Source organism: Pseudomonas sp. CFBP 8771 (genome assembly GCF_014841695.1).
GTDB classification, from domain to species: Bacteria; Pseudomonadota; Gammaproteobacteria; order Pseudomonadales; family Pseudomonadaceae; genus Aquipseudomonas; species Aquipseudomonas baltica.
In genome coordinates this window covers 744228-767729 of sequence record NZ_JACYUJ010000001.1, presented here as the reverse complement: position 1 = coordinate 767729, position 23502 = coordinate 744228, and the positions used below count along the sequence as shown (strand labels likewise).

Annotated in this window: 21 protein-coding genes; 8 read left to right on the top strand and 13 right to left on the bottom strand. The window is 62.6% G+C overall.

The window, feature by feature from the left end:
* The first annotated feature begins 2 nt into the window (after positions 1-2).
* The 3 genes from IFT80_RS03365 to IFT80_RS03355 all read left to right on the top strand — a co-directional run bounded on the left by IFT80_RS03365 (position 3) and on the right by IFT80_RS03355 (position 3950).
* Entirely contained in the window at positions 3-1544 is a 1542-nt protein-coding gene (locus IFT80_RS03365; RefSeq protein WP_192136747.1) for an AMP-binding protein, read from the top strand.
* A 104-nt stretch (positions 1545-1648) separates the two neighbouring features.
* Positions 1649-2446, top strand: a complete 798-nt coding sequence (locus IFT80_RS03360) for an IclR family transcriptional regulator (RefSeq protein WP_197975699.1) — start codon at positions 1649-1651, stop codon at positions 2444-2446.
* 181 nt (positions 2447-2627) lie between these two features.
* Positions 2628-3950 (top strand): substrate-binding domain-containing protein, encoded by a 1323-nt coding sequence (locus tag IFT80_RS03355; RefSeq protein WP_192136746.1) that lies wholly within the window; start codon positions 2628-2630, stop codon positions 3948-3950.
* Positions 3951-4556: 606 nt separating this feature from the next.
* Here IFT80_RS03355 and treS read toward each other — a convergent pair.
* A complete protein-coding gene (gene treS / locus IFT80_RS03350; protein WP_192057160.1) occupies positions 4557-6620 on the bottom strand; it encodes a maltose alpha-D-glucosyltransferase in 2064 nt (687 codons plus the stop codon).
* 189 nt (positions 6621-6809) lie between these two features.
* Between treS and IFT80_RS03345 the strand changes: the two genes are divergently transcribed.
* Positions 6810-6968 (top strand): hypothetical protein, encoded by a 159-nt coding sequence (locus tag IFT80_RS03345; RefSeq protein ID WP_163007479.1) that lies wholly within the window; start codon positions 6810-6812, stop codon positions 6966-6968.
* A 129-nt stretch (positions 6969-7097) separates the two neighbouring features.
* Here IFT80_RS03345 and IFT80_RS03340 read toward each other — a convergent pair whose 3' ends face one another.
* From IFT80_RS03340 to IFT80_RS03320, 5 genes are all read right to left on the bottom strand, one after another.
* The gene (locus IFT80_RS03340; protein ID WP_122476961.1) at positions 7098-8117 is read right to left on the bottom strand and encodes a branched-chain amino acid aminotransferase; all 1020 of its coding nucleotides are present in this window, start codon (positions 8115-8117) and stop codon (positions 7098-7100) included.
* A gap of 92 nt (positions 8118-8209) precedes the next feature.
* Positions 8210-11290 (bottom strand): error-prone DNA polymerase, encoded by a 3081-nt coding sequence (locus IFT80_RS03335; protein WP_192136745.1) that lies wholly within the window; start codon positions 11288-11290, stop codon positions 8210-8212.
* The gene (locus tag IFT80_RS03330; protein WP_192136744.1) at positions 11287-12702 is read right to left on the bottom strand and encodes a Y-family DNA polymerase; all 1416 of its coding nucleotides are present in this window, start codon (positions 12700-12702) and stop codon (positions 11287-11289) included. The genes IFT80_RS03335 and IFT80_RS03330 overlap by 4 nt, the downstream gene beginning before the upstream one ends.
* Before the next feature lie 7 nt (positions 12703-12709).
* Positions 12710-13327: a translesion DNA synthesis-associated protein ImuA gene (gene imuA, locus IFT80_RS03325; RefSeq protein ID WP_192136743.1), complete on the bottom strand. Its 618-nt coding sequence runs from the start codon at positions 13325-13327 to the stop codon at positions 12710-12712.
* Between the two features lie 147 nt (positions 13328-13474).
* The gene (locus IFT80_RS03320; RefSeq protein WP_342214327.1) at positions 13475-14818 is read right to left on the bottom strand and encodes a putative bifunctional diguanylate cyclase/phosphodiesterase; all 1344 of its coding nucleotides are present in this window, start codon (positions 14816-14818) and stop codon (positions 13475-13477) included.
* A 200-nt stretch (positions 14819-15018) separates the two neighbouring features.
* On the opposite strand from IFT80_RS03320, the gene IFT80_RS03315 reads away from it, so the two are divergent.
* Positions 15019-15681 carry an HAD family hydrolase gene (locus IFT80_RS03315; protein ID WP_122476955.1) on the top strand — a complete coding sequence of 221 codons (663 nt, stop codon included), beginning with the start codon at positions 15019-15021 and terminating at the stop codon, positions 15679-15681.
* 199 nt (positions 15682-15880) lie between these two features.
* Here IFT80_RS03315 and eutC read toward each other — a convergent pair whose 3' ends face one another.
* The 3 genes from eutC to eat are packed head-to-tail and all read right to left on the bottom strand — an operon-like array spanning position 15881 to position 19494.
* Positions 15881-16687, bottom strand: coding sequence for an ethanolamine ammonia-lyase subunit EutC (gene eutC, locus IFT80_RS03310; RefSeq protein ID WP_192136742.1), 807 nt, complete (start codon positions 16685-16687; stop codon positions 15881-15883).
* A 46-nt stretch (positions 16688-16733) separates the two neighbouring features.
* Positions 16734-18125 carry an ethanolamine ammonia-lyase subunit EutB gene (locus IFT80_RS03305; RefSeq protein WP_192136741.1) on the bottom strand — a complete coding sequence of 464 codons (1392 nt, stop codon included), beginning with the start codon at positions 18123-18125 and terminating at the stop codon, positions 16734-16736.
* A gap of 10 nt (positions 18126-18135) precedes the next feature.
* Positions 18136-19494 carry an ethanolamine permease gene (gene eat / locus IFT80_RS03300; RefSeq protein WP_192136740.1) on the bottom strand — a complete coding sequence of 453 codons (1359 nt, stop codon included), beginning with the start codon at positions 19492-19494 and terminating at the stop codon, positions 18136-18138.
* Positions 19495-19860: 366 nt separating this feature from the next.
* On the opposite strand from eat, the gene IFT80_RS03295 reads away from it, so the two are divergent.
* On the top strand, positions 19861-20331 hold the full coding sequence (locus tag IFT80_RS03295; RefSeq protein WP_122476948.1) for an LEA type 2 family protein: 471 nt from the start codon (positions 19861-19863) through the stop codon (positions 20329-20331).
* A gap of 39 nt (positions 20332-20370) precedes the next feature.
* On the opposite strand, the gene IFT80_RS03290 is transcribed toward IFT80_RS03295, so the two are convergent.
* Positions 20371-20625, bottom strand: coding sequence for a hypothetical protein (locus IFT80_RS03290; RefSeq protein WP_122476946.1), 255 nt, complete (start codon positions 20623-20625; stop codon positions 20371-20373).
* Between the two features lie 157 nt (positions 20626-20782).
* On the opposite strand from IFT80_RS03290, the gene IFT80_RS03285 reads away from it, so the two are divergent.
* Positions 20783-21103 carry a DUF883 family protein gene (locus IFT80_RS03285; protein ID WP_122476944.1) on the top strand — a complete coding sequence of 107 codons (321 nt, stop codon included), beginning with the start codon at positions 20783-20785 and terminating at the stop codon, positions 21101-21103.
* An 82-nt stretch (positions 21104-21185) separates the two neighbouring features.
* On the opposite strand, the gene IFT80_RS03280 is transcribed toward IFT80_RS03285, so the two are convergent.
* The 3 genes from IFT80_RS03280 to IFT80_RS03270 all read right to left on the bottom strand — a co-directional run bounded on the left by IFT80_RS03280 (position 21186) and on the right by IFT80_RS03270 (position 22826).
* Positions 21186-22211 (bottom strand): Ldh family oxidoreductase, encoded by a 1026-nt coding sequence (locus IFT80_RS03280; RefSeq protein ID WP_192136739.1) that lies wholly within the window; start codon positions 22209-22211, stop codon positions 21186-21188.
* Positions 22212-22286: 75 nt separating this feature from the next.
* Positions 22287-22553 carry a PepSY domain-containing protein gene (locus IFT80_RS03275; protein ID WP_122476941.1) on the bottom strand — a complete coding sequence of 89 codons (267 nt, stop codon included), beginning with the start codon at positions 22551-22553 and terminating at the stop codon, positions 22287-22289.
* An 81-nt stretch (positions 22554-22634) separates the two neighbouring features.
* Positions 22635-22826 (bottom strand): hypothetical protein, encoded by a 192-nt coding sequence (locus IFT80_RS03270; RefSeq protein WP_185793444.1) that lies wholly within the window; start codon positions 22824-22826, stop codon positions 22635-22637.
* A 267-nt stretch (positions 22827-23093) separates the two neighbouring features.
* Here IFT80_RS03270 and IFT80_RS03265 point away from each other — a divergent pair, with 267 nt between their 5' ends.
* Positions 23094-23468, top strand: coding sequence for a Mor transcription activator family protein (locus IFT80_RS03265; protein ID WP_122476937.1), 375 nt, complete (start codon positions 23094-23096; stop codon positions 23466-23468).
* The last annotated feature ends 34 nt before the right edge of the window (positions 23469-23502 follow it).

The following is a 23502-nucleotide window of genomic DNA, read 5'->3' as shown; positions in this document are numbered from 1 at the left end:
CGATGCATCCATACACTCGCTTCTTCCCGCATCGCATCAGCCACGATCAGCTCACCACCGCGCCGCTGATCCATGCCGGCCTGCTGATCGACGACCATGCCGTGCGCGTCACCTTCGAGGGCCGATCGCTCGCTACCCTGGAGTTGCGCCAACGGGTCGCCGCCTTGCAGCAGGTACTGGCCGAACGCGGCCTGCGCGCCGGACAACGGGTAGCCGTCATGCTGGGCAACAGCGACGACCAGATCGTGTTGATCTACGCGCTGATCCTCAGCGGCCTGGTGTGGATCCCGATCAACACCAAGTTGCGCGGCCCTGGCCTGGACTACCCGTTCGAGCACGCGCGTCCCGACCTGGTGGTCGGCGACGCCGAGTTTGCCGAACGCCTGGCGGACAGCGCTGCCGCCCAGCTCGACTGTGTCGGCATCGACGTGCTGCACGAGCAGGCCCTGGCCTACCCGGCAGCGAAGCTGCGGCTCGAGGACAGCGCGGCCGATGCCACGCTCTGCGTGATCTACACCTCCGGCACCACCGGCGCGCCCAAGGGTGTGGTGTTCACCCACCGCATGCTGCGCATTGCCAGCGAGGCGGTTCTGCAGGTGGCCGACGTCAAGGCAGGTGACCGCCTGCTGTTGTGGGAGCCGCTGTGCCATATCGGTGGCGCGCAGATGCTGCTGATGCCGTTTCTGGCCGAAGTCAGCCTGAACGTGGTGCAGCGCTTTTCCGCCAGCAAGTTCTGGGCGCAGTGCATGCAAGTGCAGGCGACCCAGTTGCATTACCTGGGAGGCATCATCGATATCCTCATGCAGCAGCCCGCCGAGCAGTGGCCTGTGCTGCATAGCCTGCGGACCCTTTGGGGTGCGGGTGTGAGCCTGACCAATTGGGCAGCGATCGAGCAACGTTTCGGTTGTCCGCTGCGCGAGTGCTATGGCATGACCGAGTGCTCCAGCTTCGCCACCTTGAACCGTACCGGCAAGCCGGGCTCGATCGGCCGCGCTTTGCCCTGGCTGAGCCTAGAACTGCTGGATAGTGACGGTACGCCGGTCGAAGTGGGGCAACTGGGGGAAATCGTGCTGTCCAGTGAAGTCGAAGGCGTTTTCCTGCCCGGCTATCTGGACAACCCAGAAGCCACCGCCAGCGCCCTGCGCGATGGCCGGCTGTTCACCGGTGACATGGCACGCATGGATGCCGAGGGCGACTTGTTCTTCGTCGGACGTCGCACCGACAGCATGCGTGTGCGTGGCGAGAACGTTTCGGCCTGGGAAGTGGAGCGGGTGTTCAGCGCCCACCCTGCGGTGAAAGCCTGCGCGGCGCTGGGCGTCAAATCGGCGGTGGGCGAGCAGGAGATTCTGCTGTTCGTACAACTGGAGGCCGGCACTGCTGCGCAGTGGCAGGCCATGCTCGAGTGGGCCGCGCTGCGCTGCGCCTCCTACCAGTTACCACGCTACTACCAACAAGTGGAGCAGTTCGAGCTGACGCCCAGTGAGCGTATCAAGAAGCACCTGTTGCCCAAGGATGTCACCCAAGCCTGGGACAGTCGCAGTTGAACGATGGGCCGCGAGCGGCCTGTGCGGTAACGGTTTAGTGAATAGCGATAGAAAGTGCCGGGTAACTGCCGGATAATCGGTTTTTTCACCAATGTGTTGCGTTCATGGCCAGTACCCCGAAGAAACCTCCTGCCGACCCAACGGCCTCCTCGCTGTACGTGCAGTCCGTCGACAAGGCCATGAAAGTGCTCATGGCCTTCGACGGCAGCCAGCGTCAGTTATCGCTGTCCGACATCGCCGGGCTGACCGGCATGGACCTCAGCGCCGCGCAGCGCTTCACTCATACGCTGGCAACCCTGGGCTACCTGAACAAGGACAGCAGCAAGAAGTACGAGCTGTCGCCGCGGCTGCTGGACTTCACCTACCACTACCTGACGTCCAGCGAACTGGTGACCCGTGCCGCGCCCTACCTGCAGCAGTTGAGCGCGGACACCGAAGAGGCAACCAACCTGACGGTGCTCGACGGCACCGACATCGTCTATGTGCAGCGGATCGTCAGCCGACACGTGTTCAACGCCAGCGTCATCATCGGCACTCGCCTGCCGGCCTGGTGCACCGCGCCGGGCCAGGCGCTGCTGGCGACCTACAGCGACGACGAAGTGAACGCTATCTTCGACCGCAGCCAGTTCGTCCAGCACACGCCGGCGACCATCACCGACCGAGAGCAGATCTGGGCCAGCATCGAGCAGATTCGCCAGCGCCGCTATGCGCATACCGAAGACCAGTTTTTCTATGGCGACGTGTCGACGGCGGCGGCTATCGTCGATGGCAATGGCCGGGGCATCGGGGCGGTGAACCTTGCGGTATCCCGCTCGCGCTGGGTACCGGAACGCGACAGCAAACGCTATGCCGACCTGGTGATCAGCGCGGCGTCGTCGATCTCGATCAAGCGCAAGGTTTGAGTTTCAAGCGAAGACGGCGTTAAGCCCTTCGCGGCCGATGACCACCTACAGGGGCATCGCCAATCGCTGTAGGAGCGGTCGTCGGCCGCGAAAGGTTCGATGCGGTCTACCCACCACCCCCGTCATCCCCCTGCAACATCACTGTCTTAATCTGCGAGGCTTCCCGACCTGGTGAGCCGCCATGCGCCGTCTGCTTCTCATTCTGTGCATCCTGAGCCTGGGCATGAGCCTGAGTACGGGCGCGCTCGCCGATTCGGCCACCTTGCGCATCCAGGGCTCCAACACCATGGGTACGGAGCTGGTTCCGGCACTCATACGCGGCCTGCTCGAAAGCCGAGGCCTGGCCCCTGTCCAGACACTCGATCCTTCCACGGGCGAGCTGCTTATCACCGCCCATGAGCCGAACGGTACTGCGTTGCGTTTCGAAGTCGGCGCCCACGGCTCCAGCACAGGCTTCGACAGCCTGTTGGCCGGGCAAGCGGATCTGGCCGCCTCCTCCAGGCCCATCAGTGACCAAGAGCGCAGCCGACTGGCACCCCTGGGCGACCTGAGCAGCTTCGGCGCCGAACACGTGATCGGCATCGACGGCGTGGCCGTGATCGTCCATCCCGACAACCCCCTGCGGCAGCTGACCACTCGCCAGCTTGCCCAGGTATTCAGCGGCGAAATCAACGACTGGAACGTACTAGGTGGCCGTGGCCCGATCCATGTGCTGGCCCGCGATGACCGCTCGGGCACATGGGAGACGTTTCGCGACCAGGTACTGACCCCACATGCCGGGCGCCTGACGGCCCATGCGGTCAGGCTGGAGTCCAGCGAGCAGCTGTCGGATCGGGTCAGCGCCGATCGATACGCCATTGGCTTCATCGGCCTGGCCTCGATACGTGGTGCCCGCGCGCTGGCCATCGCAGATGGCGACAGCCAGTTCATGGCGCCTACGGTCAGCCTGATTGCAACCCAGGACTACCCCCTGAGCCGCCGGCTGTACCTGTACAGCCCACCAATGCGCCCCTCGCCATGGGCCGACGCATTGATTGCTTTCGCGCAGAGCGAACCGGGACAGGCAATCGTTGCCCAGCAAGGCTTCGTGGCGCAAACGGTGCAAGCCATGAGTGTCCCCGCCTCGCCCGACATGCCCATGCGATACCGGCAGTTGGCCCGTGAGGGCCGGCGTCTGTCGGTGAGTTTCCGTTTTGCCGAAGGCAGCGCCACGCTGGATAACAAGGCAATGGCCGATGTGGTGAGGGTGCAGGATTACCTGCGCAGCCATCACCTGCTGCAGAACAAGACCACACTGGTGGGGTTCGGTGATGCCAAGGACGATTCCGCCCGCGCGGTACTGCTGTCCCGGCTACGTGCCATGGCGGTTCGCCGTGAACTGGCCAGGGCGGACGTGCTCTTCCGCGATATCCAGGGCTTTGGAGCGCAGCTGCCGGTGGCGACCAACGCGGTCGATGAAGGGCGGATCAAGAACCGTCGAGTGGAAGTCTGGGTTAACCCATAGCTCAGGGCACCGTGATTGATGCCGGCGGCAGACACAAAGTGTTACCGGTGATGCCGACACGGGAACGAATACGGGTAACAAGGGAACAGATCTGCGTCACTCTGCCGCACGCAGCATTGTCAGTAAATTCAAGTTATTGATTTAAAACGATTTGTGAAAGTTGGCACGCGCCCTGCTATGTCATACGTACAACAATAACAACAACGCGATAAACCAATAAGAACAAGATGAAACGACTCTGACATAACAAGAACAAACGCGACAGAGGCGTAGCTAACAGATTTTTTTGGAGAGGAAATGCTTTTCAGGGGCTAGCCCCGCAGCCAGGTAGAGAACAACAAAACTACGCTCAGTAGCTACCCACTGGTTGGATCGACGATAAAAGCAGATCAGCGCTCAAAAAAATACGTTTGCTCTTGACCCCGCCTGGGGGTCGCACAACAAGCGGCAAGGGCCACGGCTGACAAATACAACAACAGGTCGCCCCTCAATAATAAAAAAGAGCATGCAACAAACCCTTGAGGGGAGCCCAGGCTCCCCTCAGTGCTTTCTGCGATCTGGCTTTGCAGTCCCTGGCGCGTATCACACACCAGGGCCTGCAACCGGTCAGATGGGCGAGGCACTCACCACACGCAGAGCCAGACCCTCGTACGGATCCAGGGTAATGGTGAATTCACCGGCTTCGGTCAAATCACCCTCAACCCGCTCGTTGATGATGTCCACCACAGGTCCCGCAGCGATACCCGGCAGATGCAACGTCTCCACGATCGGTTCATTGCTGAAGTTCAAGGCGGTGATCTGGGTACCCTTGCCGGCGGGCAACTCGTGCACCATCAGCAACAGGCCCGGGTGCTGAACATCCGGAATCAGGATTTGCTTGCTGGCGGCGATGTCATACGCACGTCGTACCGCCAGAATCTTCTTCAACTGCGAAGCGAAGCTGTCCGGGCGTTGCAACTGGTCTACCAGGTTGCCGTAAAGCGTCTTCGGACGCGGCATGTTGCCCGCGGAAAATTCAGCCTCGGGATCGAGCCCTACCAGGTCGTAGGCGCCGCGGTGGATCCAGCGCGTGTCACCGTCTTCCATCAAGTGCGCGACCTGCTCGGCTGGCAAAGTCAGCGCGCCGACCAGATCCCAGCCCGACAGCGCGAAAACGCCAGGTTGCATGGCGTTGTACATCACCAGGAGCAGATGAATGTGCTGGATCTGCTTGATGTCCTGATCGGTGATCGCCTCCAGATCGCGGATGCCCAGTGCCGCCGTGATGATACTGGCGGTGGTGCAGGACACCCCATTGGTGACGAATTTCAGGTTGTAGGGTGCATGCTCGCCGGCCAGGCGCTCGTACATTTCCTCGCGGATATGCTCGCGCAGAATGTTGCCGGGAAAAGTCTGCCCCTGGTACAGATAGGTGTCGTGGGCGTGCAGCGTCCAGAAGTGCACCAGTTCGAGGGTCAGCTCGTCGTGGTTCTGCAAGGCGTGGATCAACGAGGCCGGGTCGATACCGAATGCGTGAACCTGACGCAGCATGAGGCGCAGGAACTCGGTATTGCCCAGCAGCAACGCGTGTTGATAGGCCGGCCGAGTGATGAAGTCATAGGACAGGTCCGCGCCGCCATGGGACATCGAGGCAATGTCGTCAATGGTGAGGTTCAGTTCCTGGAAGCTGAAACCACCGGCCTTGCGAATGGCGCCACCCAACAGCTGGTTGCCGTTCACCGACAATGGGTGGCTTTCCGACCAGGCCGGGCCTTCGGCTCGACGCTCGACGCCGAGGAAACCGTTGGCGTCCAGACGCAGGATGCGCGCACCCATGACATCGATGGAATGCAGGGCATCACCGATGATCATCTGCTGGGCGGCGAAGGTCGGGTCCAGCCAGTTCAGCGATGGCTGGCCTTCCTTGAAGTAGTGCAGGTAGACCCAGCGTCGCGCCTTGCCGTCCACGCCAATCACCACTGGGGTCGCACTCCAGTCGGTTTCCTTGACGCCGGGCTCGAAGAAGATCACACGTTGCAATTGACCAACGATGTAGTGCTTGTCCTTGAGAATGTCGCAGACTTCCGGGGTCAGGTTGATCGCGTCGCGCCCGGCCGGCACTTCAGGCAACAGCCCCCAGTCTTCTTCCTTGATCTCGACCATGTGGTAGAGGCCTGGATAATCCGCGTGGGCCATTTCGGCCAGGCGGAAATCCGCGCCCTTGCCGGTGTGCGAAGGGATCGCGTCGTCGATGACGACAGCATTGTGCGCTGCAGCCATGCGGCTGAGCTGGATCATGTCGGCTTCGGTACCCAGCTCGGGGTCGATGTCGAAGCTCATGCGGTCGAAGTTGCCGTCGACGCTGGGGGTGCGATCACGTCCACGCAGACCGCCGGACAGTTTCAGCGGGCCGTTGTGAATACCTTGAATGCCGATCTCGGACAACGCATGCCACAGGGTCTCATCGCCAAGGGCCTGCAGTACCGAGCCCTCTTCGCGTGTAACGATGGAAGCCGGGTAGGCCGTGAACCAGACCGAAGCAATGGCTGATGCGTCCCGAGGCCTGGCCTGGGCGTAGGGTCGTTGCCACAGCCGCGCTTGTCCGGCATACAGCTTGGCGCGCTGTTTGGCGGTATGCAGCATGGACTGGTCGACCAGCCATTGGATGTAATCCTTGTCCGGCGTCGTCATCGTTACTTGCCCTCGAAAAGTGTCCTACAGTATGAGTACGACGGAGGGTTATCGTTGCATCCGTCGAGGATTTCCCTGAAGGCGCCACGCTGACCTGGTCCGATGAACGGTATAAAGCATTGTGCCATCAGGCCGATAAAGCAATTGGCAGGGGATCATCCCTGCGCGGGCGATCAACAGGAGAGACCCATGATTACCTTTCTGCTGGGCTGGTGCGCACTGTCCGTACTCGGGACCTTCGTTTTCGTGGGGCTGATACGGGCAGACAAGCGACGAGAAGTACAGGCCATGGAAAATGCGCGCACGCAGTTCCAACGCATTTCTTTTCAGACGCAGCTGGCGAGCTGAAATCGCAAGGTTTGACCTGAGGCATGCAGAGTCGACGCGCGATGCTCGACACTGATGAAGATGCCGCTCGAACGAGCGGCTACGGGATGCAGGGCAAGCAGGCCGCCAAGTGCCGGCCTACCCTGAAGATCAGACCTTGACGATCCAACCCTGTGGAGCTTCCACGTCTCCGGACTGGATACCGGTCAACTCCTTGTAGAGGCGTTGGGTGAATGGGCCCACTTCTTCCTGGCTGAAGAACACGTGCAGCTTGTCCTGGTATTCGATTCCCCCGATCGGGGTAATCACTGCCGCGGTGCCGCAGGCGCCGGCCTCCTTGAACTGGTCGAGCTGATCGATCAGCACATCACCTTCGATCACTTTCAAGCCCAGGCGCGATTGCGCCAGTTCGATCAAAGACAGACGAGTGATGCCAGGCAGCACCGATGGCGATTTCGGGGTCACGAATTCGTCGTTGCGGGTGATCGCGAAAAAGTTCGCCGAACCCACTTCTTCGATCTTGGTGTGGGTCTGGGGGTCCAGGTAGATGCAATCGGCAAAGTTGGCCTTCTTCGCATTGGAACCCGGCATCAGGCTGGCAGCGTAGTTGCCACCCACCTTGGCGGCACCGGTACCGTTGGGCGCGGCGCGGTCGTAGCCGGAAATGACGAAATTGTGCGGCTTCATGCCGCCTTTGAAGTAGGGGCCGACCGGGATGCAGAAAATCGAGAAAATGAACTCGGGCGCTGTACGCACGCCGATGTTGTCACCTACGCCGATCACGAACGGACGCAGGTAAAGGGCGCCGCCTGAACCATAGGGCGGAATGAAGCGCTCGTTGGCGGCGACCACCTGGCGGCAGGCGTCGATGAACACGTCGGTGGGCACTTGTGGCATCAACAGGCGACCACAGCTGCGCTGCATGCGCAGGGCGTTCTGGTCGGGGCGAAACAGATTGATCGAACCATCCTTGCAACGGTAGGCCTTGAGGCCCTCGAAGCACTGCTGCCCATAATGAAGCGCGGTCGAGCCTTCACTGATGTGCAGCACATTGTCTTCGGTCAGGTTGCCCTGGTCCCATTCACCGTCGCGCCAATGCGACAGGTAGCGCAGATCGGTCTTGATGTAGTCGAAACCCAATTTGTCCCAGTTGATGCTTTCGTGACCCATGACACCCTCTACCCTTTGGCGATCGCCTGAACAGCACAGGCTTTTACGAATGGACACAACAATACTGCATTTGCCTGGCCCGCGCAGCCTGGCTAGTGGAAATCGCGGCTGCGTACATCCAGCCCATGGAGCATGGCGCTGACATCGGCCATATGCCCGGCAATGACGTGGCGCACGCCGTCCTTGTGCTCGAACCGGCCCTTGACCTGCATCATCTGCGAACCCACCAGCACCCGCCGCTGGCGCTCGGCCAGATCGCGCCAGACCACCACGTTGATCATGCCGAATTCGTCTTCCAGGGTAACGAAGGTCACCCCGCTGGCGGTCGACGGCCGTTGCCGGCCCGTCACCAGCCCGGCCACGGTCACCGGACGGCCGTGGGCCAGGCTTTGCAGGTCATGAGAACTGCGGCAGCGCAATGCTTGCAGACGCTCGCGCAGCATGGCCAACGGATGCGGACCGAGGGTTGTGCCCAGGCTGGCATAGTCGGCGTAGAGGTCTTCGCCGACACTGGGGACCGGCAAGGCCACGGGCTCTTCGCGCAGGCCGGGCACTTCGGCGAACAGCGGCAACTGTTGCTCGACGCTGGCGACATCCCAGCGGGCCTGATGGCGGTGCCCCACCAGGCCGAGCAGGGCATTGGCATCGGCCAGCTGTTCCAGGCTGCGGTTGTCCAGCGCACAGCGCCGGGCCAGGTCGGTCACGTCGCGGAACGGGCCGCCAAGGCGAGCCTGCTGCACGGCGCGACCGGCCTCTTCGCGCAGGCCCTTGACCATCCGCAACCCCAAGCGTATGGCCGGTTGCCCACCTTCGCCGGGCTGCAGGCTGCAGTCCCAGTCGCTGTGGCACACGTCCACGGCGAAGATCTGCAGATGATGGCGACGTGCATCCTGGAGGATCTGATCGGGACTGTAGAAGCCCATGGGCCAACTGTTGATCAGGGCGCAGGCAAAGGCTGCCGGCTCATGGCATTTGAGCCAGCAACTGGCGTAGGTCAACAAGGCGAAACTGGCCGCATGGGACTCGGGGAAACCGTAGCTGCCGAAGCCCTTGATCTGCTCGAAGATGCGTTCGGCGAACTCACGGGTATAGCCGTTCTTGAGCATGCCTTCGGTGAGGCGGAGCTGATGCGGTTCCAAACCGCCGTGGCGCTTCCAGGCGGCCATCGAACGGCGCAACTGGTCGGCCTCCCCTGGCGTGTAGCCAGCGGCGACGATCGCCAGCTCCATCACCTGTTCCTGAAACAGCGGCACACCCAGCGTGCGTTCGAAGACTTTCTTCAGGGCCTCGGAGGGATAGCTCACGGCTTCCTCGCCGTTGCGCCGACGCAGATACGGATGAACCATGTCACCGACGATCGGCCCCGGCCGGACGATGGCGACTTCGATCACCAGATCGTAGAACGTCCTCGGCTTGAGGCGCGGAAGCATTGCCATCTGCGCCCGCGATTCGATCTGGAAAACGCCTATGGTGTCGGCGCGGCTGATCATGGCGTAAGTCTGCGGGCACTCCTTGGGCAAGGTCGAAAGGGTCAGTTCACGGCCACGGTAGCCGCGTACCAGATCGAAACAGCGGCGGATCGCGCTGAGCATGCCCAGCGCCAGAATGTCGACTTTCAACAGGCCCACGGCGTCCAGGTCATCCTTGTCCCACTGGATCACCGTGCGCTCGGCCATGGCGGCGTTCTCGACCGGAACCAGGGTGTGCAACGGGTGTTCGGAAATGACGAAGCCCCCCGGATGCTGGGACAGGTGACGAGGGAAACCGATCAGCTGCTCGGTCAGCGCCATCACCCGCTTGAGCACCGGGCTCTGGGTTTCGAAGCCGGCCTCCACCAATCGCTCGAGCGGTGGCAGGTGGTCGCTCCAGCGCCCGAAGCAATCGGCCAGGGCGGTGATCTGATCTGCTGGCAGGCCCAATGCCCGTGCCACATCACGCACCGCGCCCGCCCCTCGATAGCTGCTGGCGACTGCGGTCAGGGCGGCACGCTCGCGACCGTAGCGACGGAACACGTATTGCAGCACTTCCTCGCGCCGCTCGTGTTCGAAATCCACGTCGATGTCCGGTGGTTCGTTGCGTTCCTTGGAGATGAAGCGCTCGAACAGCATGTGCGTTTCACGCGGGTCGAGCTCGGTGATGCCCAGGGCGAAACACACCACCGAGTTGGCGGCCGAGCCGCGTCCCTGGCAGAGAATGTGCCGTTCGCGGGCAAAACGGACGATGTCGTGGACGGTCAGGAAATAGCTTTCATAGCCCAGCTCGATGATCAGTTGCAGTTCCTTGTCGAGCAATGCCTGCACCTCGGGGTCCACTCCCGACGGCCAGCGCCAGCGCGCGCCCTGGGCACTCAGGTGGCGCAGCCAGGCACCGGCGTCGTAGCCACGCGGCACCAGCTCGCACGGATATTGATAGCGCAGCTGGCCCAGGTCGAAGCGGCAACGCCGGGCTATATTCAAGGTTTCCTGCAGCAGCGCGACGGGGTAGATGTCGGCCAGTTGAGACAGCCCGCGCAGATGGCGTTCGCCGTTGGCGAACAGCACATGCCCCGCTTCGGCCACCGGCACGTGATGGCGTATGGCAGTGATGGTGTCCTGCAGGGCACGCCTGCCGCGGGCATGCATGTGCACGTCGCCGCAGGCCACGGCCGGCAGGCCCAGGGTCTTGGCCAGGCCCAGCAGATTCTGCAGGCGCCGCTGGTCATTGGCGCCGCGGTGCAACTGCACGGCCACCCACAGGCGCTCGGCAAAACGCCCCTTGAGCCAATGGCCGTGGGCCAGATCGTGGGGTTCATCGGCTATCCACAATGCCAGCAAGCCGTCGCGTTCGACCTCGTCGAGGTCATCACGCAGCAACCGGTACTGGCCCTTGCTCGCGCGCCTTCGAGCCAGGGTGATCAAGCGGCACAGGGCCTGGTAGCCCTGGAGATTCTGCGCCAGCAGCACCAGCTTGGGGCCTTGTTCGATGCGCATTTCACTGCCGACGATCAACGTCATCGAATGGGCCTGGGCAGCCTGCCAGGCGCGCACGATACCGGCCATGGTGCATTCATCGGTGATCGCCAACGCTCGATAGCCCAGCGCCGCAGCCTTGGCGAACAGTTCCTGGGCGCTGGACGCGCCGCGCTGGAAGCTGAAGTTGGAAAGGCAATGCAGCTCGGCGTAGCCCTGGCTCATGCGAACCAACCCTGCAACAGCAACTGAGGGTCATCGCCCACTGCGCGGTAGGCCCAGCCCCGTCGCCCTGCCGAAGTTTCGACCAGATAGTAGTCGCGGCGCACATCGCCACCGTCCCACCAACCGGATTCAATGCGCTCAGGTCCCGCCAGCACACGCAGGCCCTGCGCGGGCAAAGGCTCGGCCTGTTCGAGCAACCAGCCTGGACGGGCTGCGCCCAGGTCTGGAGAGGCCGGCACCCAAGCACCATCGTTGCGCCAGGCCCGCTCGGGGCGATGGTCCGCGTGGGCGCGCAGATCCTGCAAAGCATCGTCGCCGAGGCGTGCTCGCAGGCGTTCGCGCAACTGCTCCCAGGGCTGGGTCTGTTGCGGTCGCTGGTCGAACAGCTCCTTGCAGGCAGGTACGAAGCGCGGCAGATCGAGCGCGCTCAACCGTACCACCTGCACAGGCCGGGGCACCTGCAGATGCTCGAAGCGCCCGCGGGCCAGTTCGAACAACAGCGCGGCGTCGCGCTCGGCAGCGAGCAAGCCGACTTCGACCAGGGTGTCCTCGCCCTCGGCATGCTTGAGATGCAGGGTGAAACGCTGCACCCCAACATCCCGCCCGGCCAGATACACCGCCAGGTCGTTGATCAGGCGCCGCAGGGGAAACAGCAGCGCCTGATGGGATTCCACATCGAAGTTGAGTTCGATGTGTTGATCGAATACATCTGCAGGAATGAAGAATTCCAGGGCCAGGGGCCGGTACCCGAGCAGGGTGTCCAGATGACTGAGCACCTGGGCCGAAAAGCGCCTGGCAAGTTGCGCCCTGGGCAGCGCCAACACCTGGCCCAGATGGCGCATACCCATGCGCTTGAGGGCGACGGCATCGGCGGCGGCGAGCCCGACCCGCTCCACCGGCAGGCGCTGGAGAACATCGGCCAGCGTCGATTGATCCTCGACGCTGAGACCGTCATAGGCGTTGGCCAGCATGCGTGCCGCAGCCGGGTTGGGGGCCAGGGTGATGCGATGGCGGAAGCCCAGGGCATCGAGTTCGCTGCGCAACCGCGCCTCGAACTGCGGCCATGGCCCGAACAGTCCTAGGGTCGACTGCACTTCGAGCAACAGGACCCGGGGGTAATGCACGCTGACCTGGGAACTGAACCGATAGGCCCACGCAGCCAGGAAACGCTGCCAGTGTTCGATCTGGGCCGGGTCGTAGGGTGCGGTGGCGAAATCACGGCTGAGCATGTAGGCGGCGGTGAGTGACTGCCCCGGTTTCAGGCCCAGTTCACGTGCCGCCGGATTGACTGCTTGCAGCACGCGTCGCTGCAGCGGGCCGGTGACCAGGGCAAGCGGTTGCTGTGGGTCTTCGCGTTGGCGCAGCACGGCGTCGAGCGCCAGTTGCGGCAGCAGAATGCAGGCCCACAGCATGGCAATCTCAAACGTAACTGACGAAGGTGACGGGCATCGCGGGCGGTATCCCGCCGCGACATTTGAGTACCTGCACCTGCCCTGCAGGCGCATGCAGCGACAGCCGCAGCGCTGCCGGTGACGGGTTGAGCGCCGCCCGCTGTTCGCGCAAGGCAAAGCCCAGGGTCTCGCCGGTTTCTGCCGCCACCTGCAGGCGTCGCAAGGCCTTGTCATCAGGGTTCTGCGGCCAGCAGAGTACCGCTGCGCAGCTGCCGGAACGCAGGCATTGCTCGGCAGCCCACAAGGCATCCTTGCCTTGGGCCTTGAGCACGCAAAGATGCTGCAAACGGACACCCGCCGCCATCCAGGCATGGGGATAGGGAATGAACGGCGGTGCTATCAATACGATTCGTTCGCCCGCCTGGCTCAAGCGCGCCAGGGTCGGCCAGAGCAACTGCAATTCGCCACTGCCGTTGGCGGCTAGCAGGATTTCACTGAGTGCCGCCGGAGGCCACCCACCGTTGGGGAGCACGGCATCGAGGGCAGCATGACCGGTGGGCTGCAAGCCGCTGGGAGCGGTTTCCTGACGTCCGCGCCAGATGCGGCGTTGGTCGATCAGGCCGTCCAGGCTGACCACGGCGCCCATCACTGCCCTGCCCTCGAGGCCAGGTTGCTGGGGGAATGAAAATAGGTGAGTGGGAGTGATCTGTTCATGGCTGCATTTTTACTACTGTATGCATGAACAGTAAAGTCTATTTTCAGTTCTCGCCACCAAGGGTGCCAACGGTACCGATCAGGCCGGCGTTGCCACCAGTAATTTGCGCAATGGGAAGCGCGATGCGCCGCTCCAACCGAGAAATTCCTGTTCCGGCATGGGCCGGGCGAAAAAGTAGCCCTGGGCTTCATCACAGCCCAGGGCGCGGATCATCTGCATGCACTTGAAGGTCTCGACGCCTTCGGCCACGGTGCGGTAGCCCAGCTTGCGCGCCAGTTCCAGCACCGTCTGGACGATCAATTGATGCCGCGGGCTGTGCTCCATGCCGGTGATCATCGACTTGTCGAGTTTCACCACGTTGGCGGGTATTTCGTGCAGGTAGGAGAAATTGCTGTAGCCGGTGCCGAAATCATCGATCGCTACATCCACGCCCAATTCGCGGATGGAGGCCAGCTGTGTCAGCACCAGTGGGTTGGAACGCAGCCACTCGCCTTCGGTAATCTCGACCTCGAGGCGCTCGGGGTGGATGCCGTAGGTGCGACAGGCCGCGCTGATGACCTGAGTGATGTCGTGGCCGTCGAAATCCAGCGCGGAAAGATTCAGCGACAGTTTGGTCAGCACCGTTGCAGGCCATTGGGCCAGCTTGGCCAAGGCTGCGTCGATGACCCAGCGCGTCACACTATGGATCAACGCACTCTTTTCAAGCACCGGAATGAACTCGGCGGGCGAAACCGGACCCAGCCGTGGATGCTCCCAGCGCAGCAATGCTTCGGCACTGACCTGATCACCCTCGGGCAAGGCGAAGCGGGGCTGGAACACCAATCGCAGTTGCCCGTCGCGCAGCGCCTGGGTCACATCGGACGCCAGTCGGAAGGACCTGCGATAGGCGTTGTCGCGCACGGGGTCGTACCACGCCCACGCCTGACCGCCGAGCAACGCCAGTTCGGCCGCGTACATGGCTTTGCGCAGTGCATCGCGGATCGCTTCGAAGCTGATCAGAAATGGCGTGACGCCAGCGCGCACGGTGGGTCGAACCGGCATGCCTTCTATCTGCGTGGGACAGCGCAAGGCGTGTACCAGCATGTCGAGATAGCCGCCGACATCGGCATGCTCGGCGTCCAGCACGAAGGCGAAACGCTTGCGGCCGATGTGGTAGACCGGGCCCTGCCCCGCGCGCAGGCGCAGCAGCCGACGGGCTATGCAGCACAACAGGTTCTCGAATGGGACCATGCCCAGGGCCAGCGTCATGTCATGGGCCCAGGCGGTATCCACGGCATCGATCAGCACCAGGTGGCGGGACGCTCCCGGATGCTGCAGCAACAGATGGCCAAGGTCGGTGAGAAATTGTCGCCGGTCGGGCAACAGGGTCAGCCGGTCACAGGACACTAGAGCCTGGGCAGAAGCATGAACGGGATCGGACACGACACTTTCCTGCAGATGTCAGGCTCGAGCTTCCTGCGAGAGACCGGGCAATTTGAGAGAGGGCAATTCAATTGATGGCAAAATAACATCACCCTAAATACTTGCCAAGCGTCATCTGCCTAATAGCCGGTCCGCGAGCATCGGAACTGCCATCCGACACTGCTACACTGCGGCAAACCCTGGGATGGAATGGACGATTCATGCTCGAAGCCCTGCTGTTCGACCTCGATGGCACACTGACTGAAACCGACGCCTTGCACCTTCTCGCCGTGCAGCAATTGCTGGCCGAGGAAGGTCGCGAATTCACCCATGAAGAGTTCCAGTTGCATGCCAGCGGCCGGGCCAATGCCGACATGTGCCAGTACCTGTTTCCAGAGCGATCGGTGGCGGAGCACGAAGCGTTCGCCGATCGCAAGGAAGCGCGCTTTCGCGAACTTGCACCGCAACTTGCGCCGATTGCCGGGCTGTTGCGTTTGCTCGACTATGCCGAGCAGGCGCAACTGGGCATGGTGGTAGTGACCAACGCACCGCGTGCCAATGCCGAACACATGCTCGATGCCCTGGGCCTGGCCGAGCGCCTGCCGACAGTGGTGGTTGCCGAAGAGCTGGCACGCGCCAAACCCGATCCGCTGCCCTACCTTACCGGCCTGCAACGCTTGGGCGCACGCGCCGAGGCAGGCATTGCCTTCGAAGATTCGGTACCTGGGGTAACTGCTGCGGTTGCGGCTGGGCTGTTCACCGTGGCGCTGTCGACCAGCCAATCGGCGCAGACCCTGCGGTCCGCCGGGGCTAACCTGGTGATCGAATCCTTCGAGGATGAAAACCTCTGGATTCATATCGAAAAGATGCGCAATTCCCTGTAACCGCGAAATCGCCGACGCGGCTCTCCATCCCTGTAGCAGCGGCGCAAGCCGCGTCCGGACTTACCGCGTTGGGCCAGATGCACCGCGGATACCGCCGACGCGGCTCTCCATCCCCTGTAGCAGCGGCGTAAGCCGCGTCTGGGCTTACCGCGTTGGGCCAGATGCACCGCGGATACCGCCGACGCGGCTCGCGCCGCTGCTACAGGGGGTTGTCGAGCAAGAAATTCCCCGGTCGCTGCGGGGCGTCGTTTTCGATTTCGGGTACCAACGCTTCATCCTTGAGGTGGACGCCCGACAGCTTGCGTTGCCAGGCCTCGCGCATCAGGTACTGCAACTTGTGCGCAGCGGTGGCGTAGCTCAGGCCCTGCTGGCGAACATTGGAAATGCAGTTGCGCGCGGCATCGTTCAACCCCACTCGCGGTGCATAGGTGAAATACAGCCCGAGGCTGTCGGGCGAACTCAGGCCCGGCCGCTCACCGATCAGCAGTACCACCATGCGCGCGCCCAGTGCCTGCGCTACCTCGTCGGCTACCGCCACCCGCCCTTGCTCGACCAGGCAGACCGGCGCAACGCTCCAACCCTCATCACCCGCAATCTGCTCGATGCGTTGCAGCATGGGCAGCGCATGCCGATGCACAGCCAGCGCGGAAAGACCGTCGGCGATCACCACCGCCAGGTCGAACCCTGCCGAACTCTCGCCGGCGTGAGTGAGCAGCTGCTGGAGCGAAGCCTCGTCCAGGCGCCGACCCAGGTCAGGACGCTGCAGATAGACATGCCGGTCAGTCGCCGCGCTGTGCAGGCTCAAACTACCGGGACAAGCCTCGGCGAGCGCTGCCTTGTCGAACGGCAGGTGCACGGCATCGCGGGCTTGCGCATGGGCGTACTGGAAGTCCAGCTGTGCGCTGCTGGGCAAGCTGGTGCCGGCCCGGCCCAGGGCTATGCGCGCCGGTGTCAGTGCGCGCAGCGCGCTCCAGGGGTCGCCTCGGGTGGGAGTGTTGTCGTTCATGGCTCACCTTCGAGCAGATGGATAGCGTTAGCCAAACCTTGGCCCGTCAACCCAGACGGGCCAGGGCCGTGCCGAACAACGGCGGAACACCCGTACCCAGGCGCAGCTGGCCGTCCTGCTGTTGCAGAATGTCCATGCGCGCCAGCCAATCTTCGAACTCCGGTGCCGGCCGCAGGCCCAGGGTCTTGCGCGCATACAAGGCATCGTGAAAAGAGGTGGTCTGGTAATTGAGCATGACGTCGTCCGACCCCGGAATGCCCATGATGAAATTGATACCGGCCACGCCCAGCAGGGTCAGCAGCATGTCCATGTCATCCTGGTCAGCCTCGGCATGATTGGTGTAGCAGATGTCGCAACCCATGGGCACACCCATCAGCTTGCCGCAGAAATGGTCCTCGAGCCCTGCGCGGATGATCTGCTTGCCGTTGTACAGGTATTCAGGGCCGATGAAGCCGACCACGGTATTGACCAGGAATGGGTCGAACCGCCGTGCTACCGCATAGGCCCGCGCCTCGCAGGTCTGCTGATCGACCCCATGGTGGGCGTTGGCGGACAACGCACTGCCCTGCCCGGTTTCGAAGTACATCAGGTTGTTGCCCTGGGTGCCGCGCTTCAGGCTCAGGCCTGCTTCATGGCCTTCCTGCAACACCGCCAGGCTGACACCGAAGCTGCTGTTGGCCGCTTCGGTGCCGGCGATGGACTGGAACACCAGATCCAGCGGCACGCCGCGCTCGATGGCGGCTATCGAAGAGGTCACATGGGTCAGCACGCAGGATTGGGTCGGTATGCCGTAATGCTGGATCACGCCGTCGAGCATCTTCAACAGCTCGCTGATGGCGCTGAGGCTATCGCTGGCCGGATTGATGCCGATCATGGCATCGCCGTTGCCATACAGCAGGCCATCCAGAACACTGGCAGCGATACCGGCCGGATCGTCCGTGGGATGGTTCGGCTGCAGCCGGGTCGACATCCGCCCACGCAGCCCTACCGTGTTGCGAAAGCGCGTGACCACGCGAATCTTCTGCGCCACCAGGACCAGGTCCTGCACACGCATGATCTTCGACACGGCAGCGGCCATCTCCGGCGTGATGCCGGGCGCCAGGGCCCGCAGGCTGGCTTCGTTGGCCTCGTCGCCGAGCAGCCAGTCACGAAAGCCGCCCACGGTCAGATGGCTGACCGCAGCAAAGGCCGGGGCATCGTGGGTATCGACGATCAGGCGGGTGACTTCATCCTCTTCATAGGGGATCAGCGCCTCGTGCAGAAAACGCGTGAGCGGCACGTCCGCCAGGGCCATCTGCGCCGCCGCCCGCTCGGCGTCGCTGCCGGCAGCGATTTCGGCCAGGTAGTCCCCCGAGCGTGCCGGACTGGCCTTGGCCATCAACTGCCGGAGATTGTCGAAGCGCCAGGTCTGCCCGGCGATGCTGTGCACGAAACTCATGCTGCCCTCCTCACTCGCTGGCCATTGCGGGGTGGCTGTCGCCGCGGCTGCGCACGAATACGCAGAACAGCGAGCCGAGGCACATCAGACCGATGAAGATCCCGCAGATCATCGCATTGAACCACACCATCGCCACCAGACACACCAGCGCCAGCACCAGCGCAATGGCCGGCACCAGCGGATAGCCGGGCGCGCGGAAGGAACGCTCGAGCTGAGGTTCGCTGTGGCGCAGCTTGAACAGGCTGAGCATGCTCATGATGTACATGACGATGGCGCCGAATACGGCCATGGTGATCATCGCTGCGGTCAGGCTGAGCCCCTGCAGGTTCACCAGGCCATCGCTGAAGATCGCCGCGATGCCCACCACCCCACCGGCGAGGATGGCGCGGTGCGGGGTGTGGAAGCGCGACAGCCTGGCCAGGCCCTTGGGCAGGAAACCCGCCCGTGCCAGCGCGAAGAACTGCCGTGAATAGCCCAGGATAATTCCGTGAAAGCTGGCGACCAGCCCGAACAGGCCGATCCATACCAGCATGTGCATCCAGTTGGAGTTCTCGCCCACCACGCCTTTCATGGCTTGCGGCAGCGGGTCGTTGATGTTCGCCAGGGCGCGCCAGTCGCCGACGCCACCGGCGAAGATCATCACGCTGATGGCCAAGGTGACCAGGGTCAGGATCCCGGCGATGTAGGCCCGGGGAATGGTGCGTTTGGGGTCCTTGGCTTCCTCGGCCGCCATGGCCGCACCCTCGATGGCCAGAAAGAACCAGATGGCGAAAGGAATCGCCGCGAACATGCCGCTCAATGCACCCAGGCTGAACGTGTCGGACCCGGCCCAACCGCCCAGGGCGAAGTTGCTGAAACTGAACGCCGGCGCCACCACGCCCATGAACACCAGCAGTTCGAACACCGCCAGGATGGTCACCACCAGTTCGAAGGTGGCCGCAATGCTCACGCCGACAATGTTGAGGCTCATGAACACGGCATAGGCACCGACCGCGGCCCATTTGGGATCGAGTCCGGGAAACTGCACGTTGAGGTAGGCGCCGATGGCCATGGCGATGGCCGGCGGGGCGAAGACGAATTCGATCAGGGTCGCCAGCCCGGCAATCATGCCGCCTGCAGGGCCGAATGCGCGCAGGCTGTAGGCAAATGGACCACCCGCATTGGGAATGGCCGTGGTCAGTTCGGTGAAGCTGAAGATGAAGCAGGTGTACATCACAGCGACCATCAGCGTGGTGCAGAGGAAACCCAGGGTGCCAGCACTGCCCCAGCCATAGCTCCAGCCAAAGTATTCACCGGAGATCACCAGACCAACGGCGATACCCCAAAGGTGCAGCGTGCCCAGCGTAGGTTTGAGTTTCGAAACGGTCATGGGGTGTGCCCTCGAAGACGGATGTGCGCATAGGAGCGTTCCTGAAGGGTAACCATAGGCGCCAAGTGGCTACTTGACGCCTCGAAAGTGAAAGCAGCCCTACTCTCGATGATCGAACCGCTGCGCCAGTCTGGGGCTTGCCGCGATTGACTGCCCCGATCCAACGCACCGATGCCCGCACTTGCCGGGCGGCGCAGGGCTGGGCCCACAGGAACGCCATTTCCTTGAAACATCTGCACACATCAAGCCAGTCCAAGCCTCTGCCAGGCATATCCTGGTTTGCTCATCCCGCAGAATGGCGAACCCAGAGCCACACTCATGGTCGCACTGAGGGAGCGACGTGCTCGGTCCGGGAGTTACCCACTCATGTTTCGCTTATTGCGCAGTTGCTTGACCCTGGCACTTCTGGCCGGCATAGCGGGATGTTCGCTGTTGCCCTCCAGGGATCCGGTTTCCATCAGTGTGGTGGGCATCGAGCCCTTGCCTGCGCAAGAGTTGGAGCTGCGCTTCGCCATCAAGCTGCGGCTGCAGAACCCCAACGAAACCGCCATCGACTACGACGGCATAGCGGTGAACCTGGACGTCAACGGCCAGCCGTTGGCCAGTGGCGTCAGCAGCCAGCACGGTCGTATCGAACGTTATTCGGAGGAAGTGCTGGCCGTGCCTGTGAGCGTGTCTGCGTTTACGGCGTTGCGCCAGGCCGTGGGCCTCAATCCCGCCCAGAGCCTGAACGGCATGCCCTACCGATTGCATGGCAAGCTTGCCGGCGGACTGTTCGGAACGGTGCGCTTCAGCGACAGCGGTACCTTGAGCCTGCCGGCTGCAGCGGGCTATTGAAACCCGACGCTTGTGCCGCCGAATCCGGCAGCCCCTGGCTCAGCGTGCCGCAGCCATCAGCTTGTTCACTTCGGCACGCACCATGTTGGCGTACTCAGGGGGAGACATGCCGTCCAGCTCGGCGCGTACCCACTCGGCCCAACGACCCTTGCGTTTGGCCTTTTCCCCGATGAGTCGGGCAGCGTCGGCCTTGGCCTTGCCCAGGTTGGCTTGCCACAGCTCGTAGAGACGGGCCTTTTCATCCTCGATCATGGCGCGCTCGGCCAGCGAACGATTAGCGAGATTGAAGCTCATTGCGAGTACCTGCCAGCAGAAAAAACAGGCGACATCTTACACGTCTGGACATGAAAACCTGTAGGAGCAAACGCTGCGCCTGAGCGCTGCATGCAACTTTCCAGGGCGCCGGGACTCAATCTTGCACTGCCTTAAATAAACACCAGGAGTGAGTGAAATGGCCCGTAGATCAAGTGCTGAATCGGCCGAGGATCAAATCAAGGATCAAGTTTTCAGCGAGCTGCTGGCGTTGATCGAAGAATCGGAAAAAATGCTCAGGGACGGCGCCTCCCTGGTGGGTGACGACGCCAATAGCCTGCGCGCGCAAGTCAATTCCAAGCTGGAGCACGTTTCGTACTCCCTGGCCGGGCTGCGCGAGCGCGCCAAGCCAGTGGTCGAAGCCACGCAAACCTACATCGGTGGCCATCCTTGGCAGACCGTTGCTGCTTCGGCAACCTGCGGCCTGTTGCTGGGTCTGCTGCTGGGCCGTCGCGACTGATCAGTCCGCACTGCACCCACAGATTTCACCCGTGTTCTCGCATCGTTGTTCCGGGCCGTCGATCGCAGCGGCCCTTCCTGCATCATTCGCCAGCCAAAGCCCGCAATCTTTCCAACTCTTCGACAGGCATCGAAATGCCTTGAGTCGTTGCCAGTGCGCGCTGGCGATAGCGCCTGTCGCCCGAGAGGCGCGATTGCCCGGCTTCATGCATGCGCTCGACCAGCTCGCGGCTGCGTTCGGCAAAGTTCTGGCCAGCACGCTTGTCGGGGTCGATGACGATGATCAACTGCCCGGTCCAGGGTGTCTGCGCACCGGGATGACGTGTCCAATCGAACTCGAAGGAAAAATTTCCACCGGTGAGGGCCGCTGAAAGCAGCTCCACCATCATCGACAACGCCGAGCCTTTGTGGCCACCAAACGGCAGCAGCGCCCCGCCATCGAGAATTGCCGCCGGGTCGGTCGTCGGCTGCCCGTGCTTGTCGACACCGGCACCGACAGGCACGGGATGCCCGGCCCGTGCCGCGATCTGCACATCACCGTGGGCCAGTGCGCTGGTTGCCATGTCAAAGACCAGCGGATCCTTGCCTGCGCACGGCGCTGCGAAGGCGATCGGATTAGTGCCGAACAGCGGCTTGGTGCCTCCATGGGGAACGACGCAGGTCATGCTGTTGACCACGCTCAGGGCCACCAGGCCTTCGGCAGCGAACGGTTCGACATCTGGCCAGAGCGCAGCAAAGTGATGGGAATTGCGAATCGCCAGCACGGCGATACCTGCCTCGCGCGCCTTGCTCACCAACAGCCCGCGCGCCGCGGCCAGTGCCGGCTGGGCAAAGCCACCGGCGGCATCCACTGCCACATAACCACTGGCAACGTCTTCGACCTGCGGACGCGCCTTGCCGTCCACCCAGCCGCTGGCCAGGGTAGAAAGGTAACCGGGAATGCGGAATGTGCCGTGGCTGTGGGCCCCGTCTCGTTGGGCAGTTGCACAGTTGTGGGCAAGAATGTCGGCCACCTCGGCAGAGGTGCCATGACGCAAGAAGATCTGACGCAGCAAGTGCGTCAGATCATCGAAGGACAGCGATTGAACGGCGGGGTCGCTAGCAGGCATCGGGCATTTCCTGGCGTCAACGGAACGAGGTCCTAGTACGCCACACCCACCCGCCTCAGGACAAGCCCGCGGGCATCAGTCCTTCTGATCGCGCAGCACGTTGCCCGACTGGCCGTCGATACGGAACTCGTAGGCTACGCCGTCGGCTTTCTTGCCCTCACCTTCCCAGTAGCCGTTGTCGTCAGCTTCGATTTTCCACACTTCCGTGTAACCCTTGGACTTGGCGGTCTCGATGGCTTTCTCGATGGTGATCCAACCAGCGCCGGGCTTGTCGGCCAGCGCCAGGCCAGCGGTCATCAGGGCGGAAGTTGCAACGACGGCAGTCAAAGTCTTCTTGAACATGGGGCACTCCATAACAGTGATTGGTTTGTGCTGCACTGTCTTGGAGCGTCACCTCGAAAAATTAGTTCAAAGGCCGCCCGCTTACGGTCGCTTGACCTTGCGACGCAGCACACCGTTGATCACCACCACCAGTACGGCGATACCCATGGCAATGTACTGAAAGAGTTTTTCGGTGATGACGCCCTGGGTCTGCAGATAGGACAGCCCGAGCATGATCAGCAATACCACCAGGGCAATCAGCAAGGAATATTTGATACGTTGAGCTTGAGTCATGTAGAGGTCCTGACAGTCGTGTTGGCCCGGATTCTGTTGCCGGGATGTATCTGTTTGCATGCCATGTTACATCGCCAGGGACCACCGAGGCACAGTGTTCGAGCACATCGCCACGGCCAATGTCATGCCAATGACGGTATGGATTTCCCACGCAGTTGCCGGAACCTGCCCACAGCCAGAGACCTCTTGACTCCTAGAGCCTCAGGGGCGCCTGGACAAGAATGACCTCCGGCCGGATTGGCCAAGTGCTGCCACAAGGAAGTCACCATGAACACCCAACAGCTCCAGCAGATCGACGTCGAGCAACTTCCCCATTCGCTGCAGGTATTGATCGAATGCATCGGTGTCGAACAGGCCTACCGCCTGACCCAGCTCTACGGCGGACGCCCGCGCTACATCCCCAAACACCCGCAACGCACCGCCCTGGCGGAACATCTGGAAGCCGCAACGGTAGTGGCGTTGATCCAGCGCTTCGCCGGCATGGCCCTGGAGATTCCCAAGGCCGACCATTTCCTGCGCCAATGGCGCAACCAGCAGATTCACCACGAGACGCGCAACGGCACCTCACGCAGCGTCCTCGCCCACAAGTACGGCCTGAGCCAGCGGCAGATCGGCAATATCCGCCGCACCCTGGCGCTCTGAGTCCTACTCAAGCCCGACTAGCGGACTTGGGATC

Coding starts and splice junctions, on each gene's coding strand:
- IFT80_RS03365 (WP_192136747.1), top strand. CDS start 3: ATGCATCCATACACTCGCTTCTTCCCGCATCGCATCAGCCACGATCAG.
- IFT80_RS03360 (WP_197975699.1), top strand. CDS start 1,649: ATGGCCAGTACCCCGAAGAAACCTCCTGCCGACCCAACGGCCTCCTCG.
- IFT80_RS03355 (WP_192136746.1), top strand. CDS start 2,628: ATGCGCCGTCTGCTTCTCATTCTGTGCATCCTGAGCCTGGGCATGAGC.
- treS (WP_192057160.1), bottom strand. CDS start 6,620: ATGACGACGCCGGACAAGGATTACATCCAATGGCTGGTCGACCAGTCC.
- IFT80_RS03345 (WP_163007479.1), top strand. CDS start 6,810: ATGATTACCTTTCTGCTGGGCTGGTGCGCACTGTCCGTACTCGGGACC.
- IFT80_RS03340 (WP_122476961.1), bottom strand. CDS start 8,117: ATGGGTCACGAAAGCATCAACTGGGACAAATTGGGTTTCGACTACATC.
- IFT80_RS03335 (WP_192136745.1), bottom strand. CDS start 11,290: ATGAGCCAGGGCTACGCCGAGCTGCATTGCCTTTCCAACTTCAGCTTC.
- IFT80_RS03330 (WP_192136744.1), bottom strand. CDS start 12,702: ATGCTGTGGGCCTGCATTCTGCTGCCGCAACTGGCGCTCGACGCCGTG.
- imuA (WP_192136743.1), bottom strand. CDS start 13,327: ATGGGCGCCGTGGTCAGCCTGGACGGCCTGATCGACCAACGCCGCATC.
- IFT80_RS03315 (WP_122476955.1), top strand. CDS start 15,019: ATGCTCGAAGCCCTGCTGTTCGACCTCGATGGCACACTGACTGAAACC.
- eutC (WP_192136742.1), bottom strand. CDS start 16,687: ATGAACGACAACACTCCCACCCGAGGCGACCCCTGGAGCGCGCTGCGC.
- IFT80_RS03305 (WP_192136741.1), bottom strand. CDS start 18,125: ATGAGTTTCGTGCACAGCATCGCCGGGCAGACCTGGCGCTTCGACAAT.
- eat (WP_192136740.1), bottom strand. CDS start 19,494: ATGACCGTTTCGAAACTCAAACCTACGCTGGGCACGCTGCACCTTTGG.
- IFT80_RS03295 (WP_122476948.1), top strand. CDS start 19,861: ATGTTTCGCTTATTGCGCAGTTGCTTGACCCTGGCACTTCTGGCCGGC.
- IFT80_RS03290 (WP_122476946.1), bottom strand. CDS start 20,625: ATGAGCTTCAATCTCGCTAATCGTTCGCTGGCCGAGCGCGCCATGATC.
- IFT80_RS03285 (WP_122476944.1), top strand. CDS start 20,783: ATGGCCCGTAGATCAAGTGCTGAATCGGCCGAGGATCAAATCAAGGAT.
- IFT80_RS03280 (WP_192136739.1), bottom strand. CDS start 22,211: ATGCCTGCTAGCGACCCCGCCGTTCAATCGCTGTCCTTCGATGATCTG.
- IFT80_RS03275 (WP_122476941.1), bottom strand. CDS start 22,553: ATGTTCAAGAAGACTTTGACTGCCGTCGTTGCAACTTCCGCCCTGATG.
- IFT80_RS03270 (WP_185793444.1), bottom strand. CDS start 22,826: ATGACTCAAGCTCAACGTATCAAATATTCCTTGCTGATTGCCCTGGTG.
- IFT80_RS03265 (WP_122476937.1), top strand. CDS start 23,094: ATGAACACCCAACAGCTCCAGCAGATCGACGTCGAGCAACTTCCCCAT.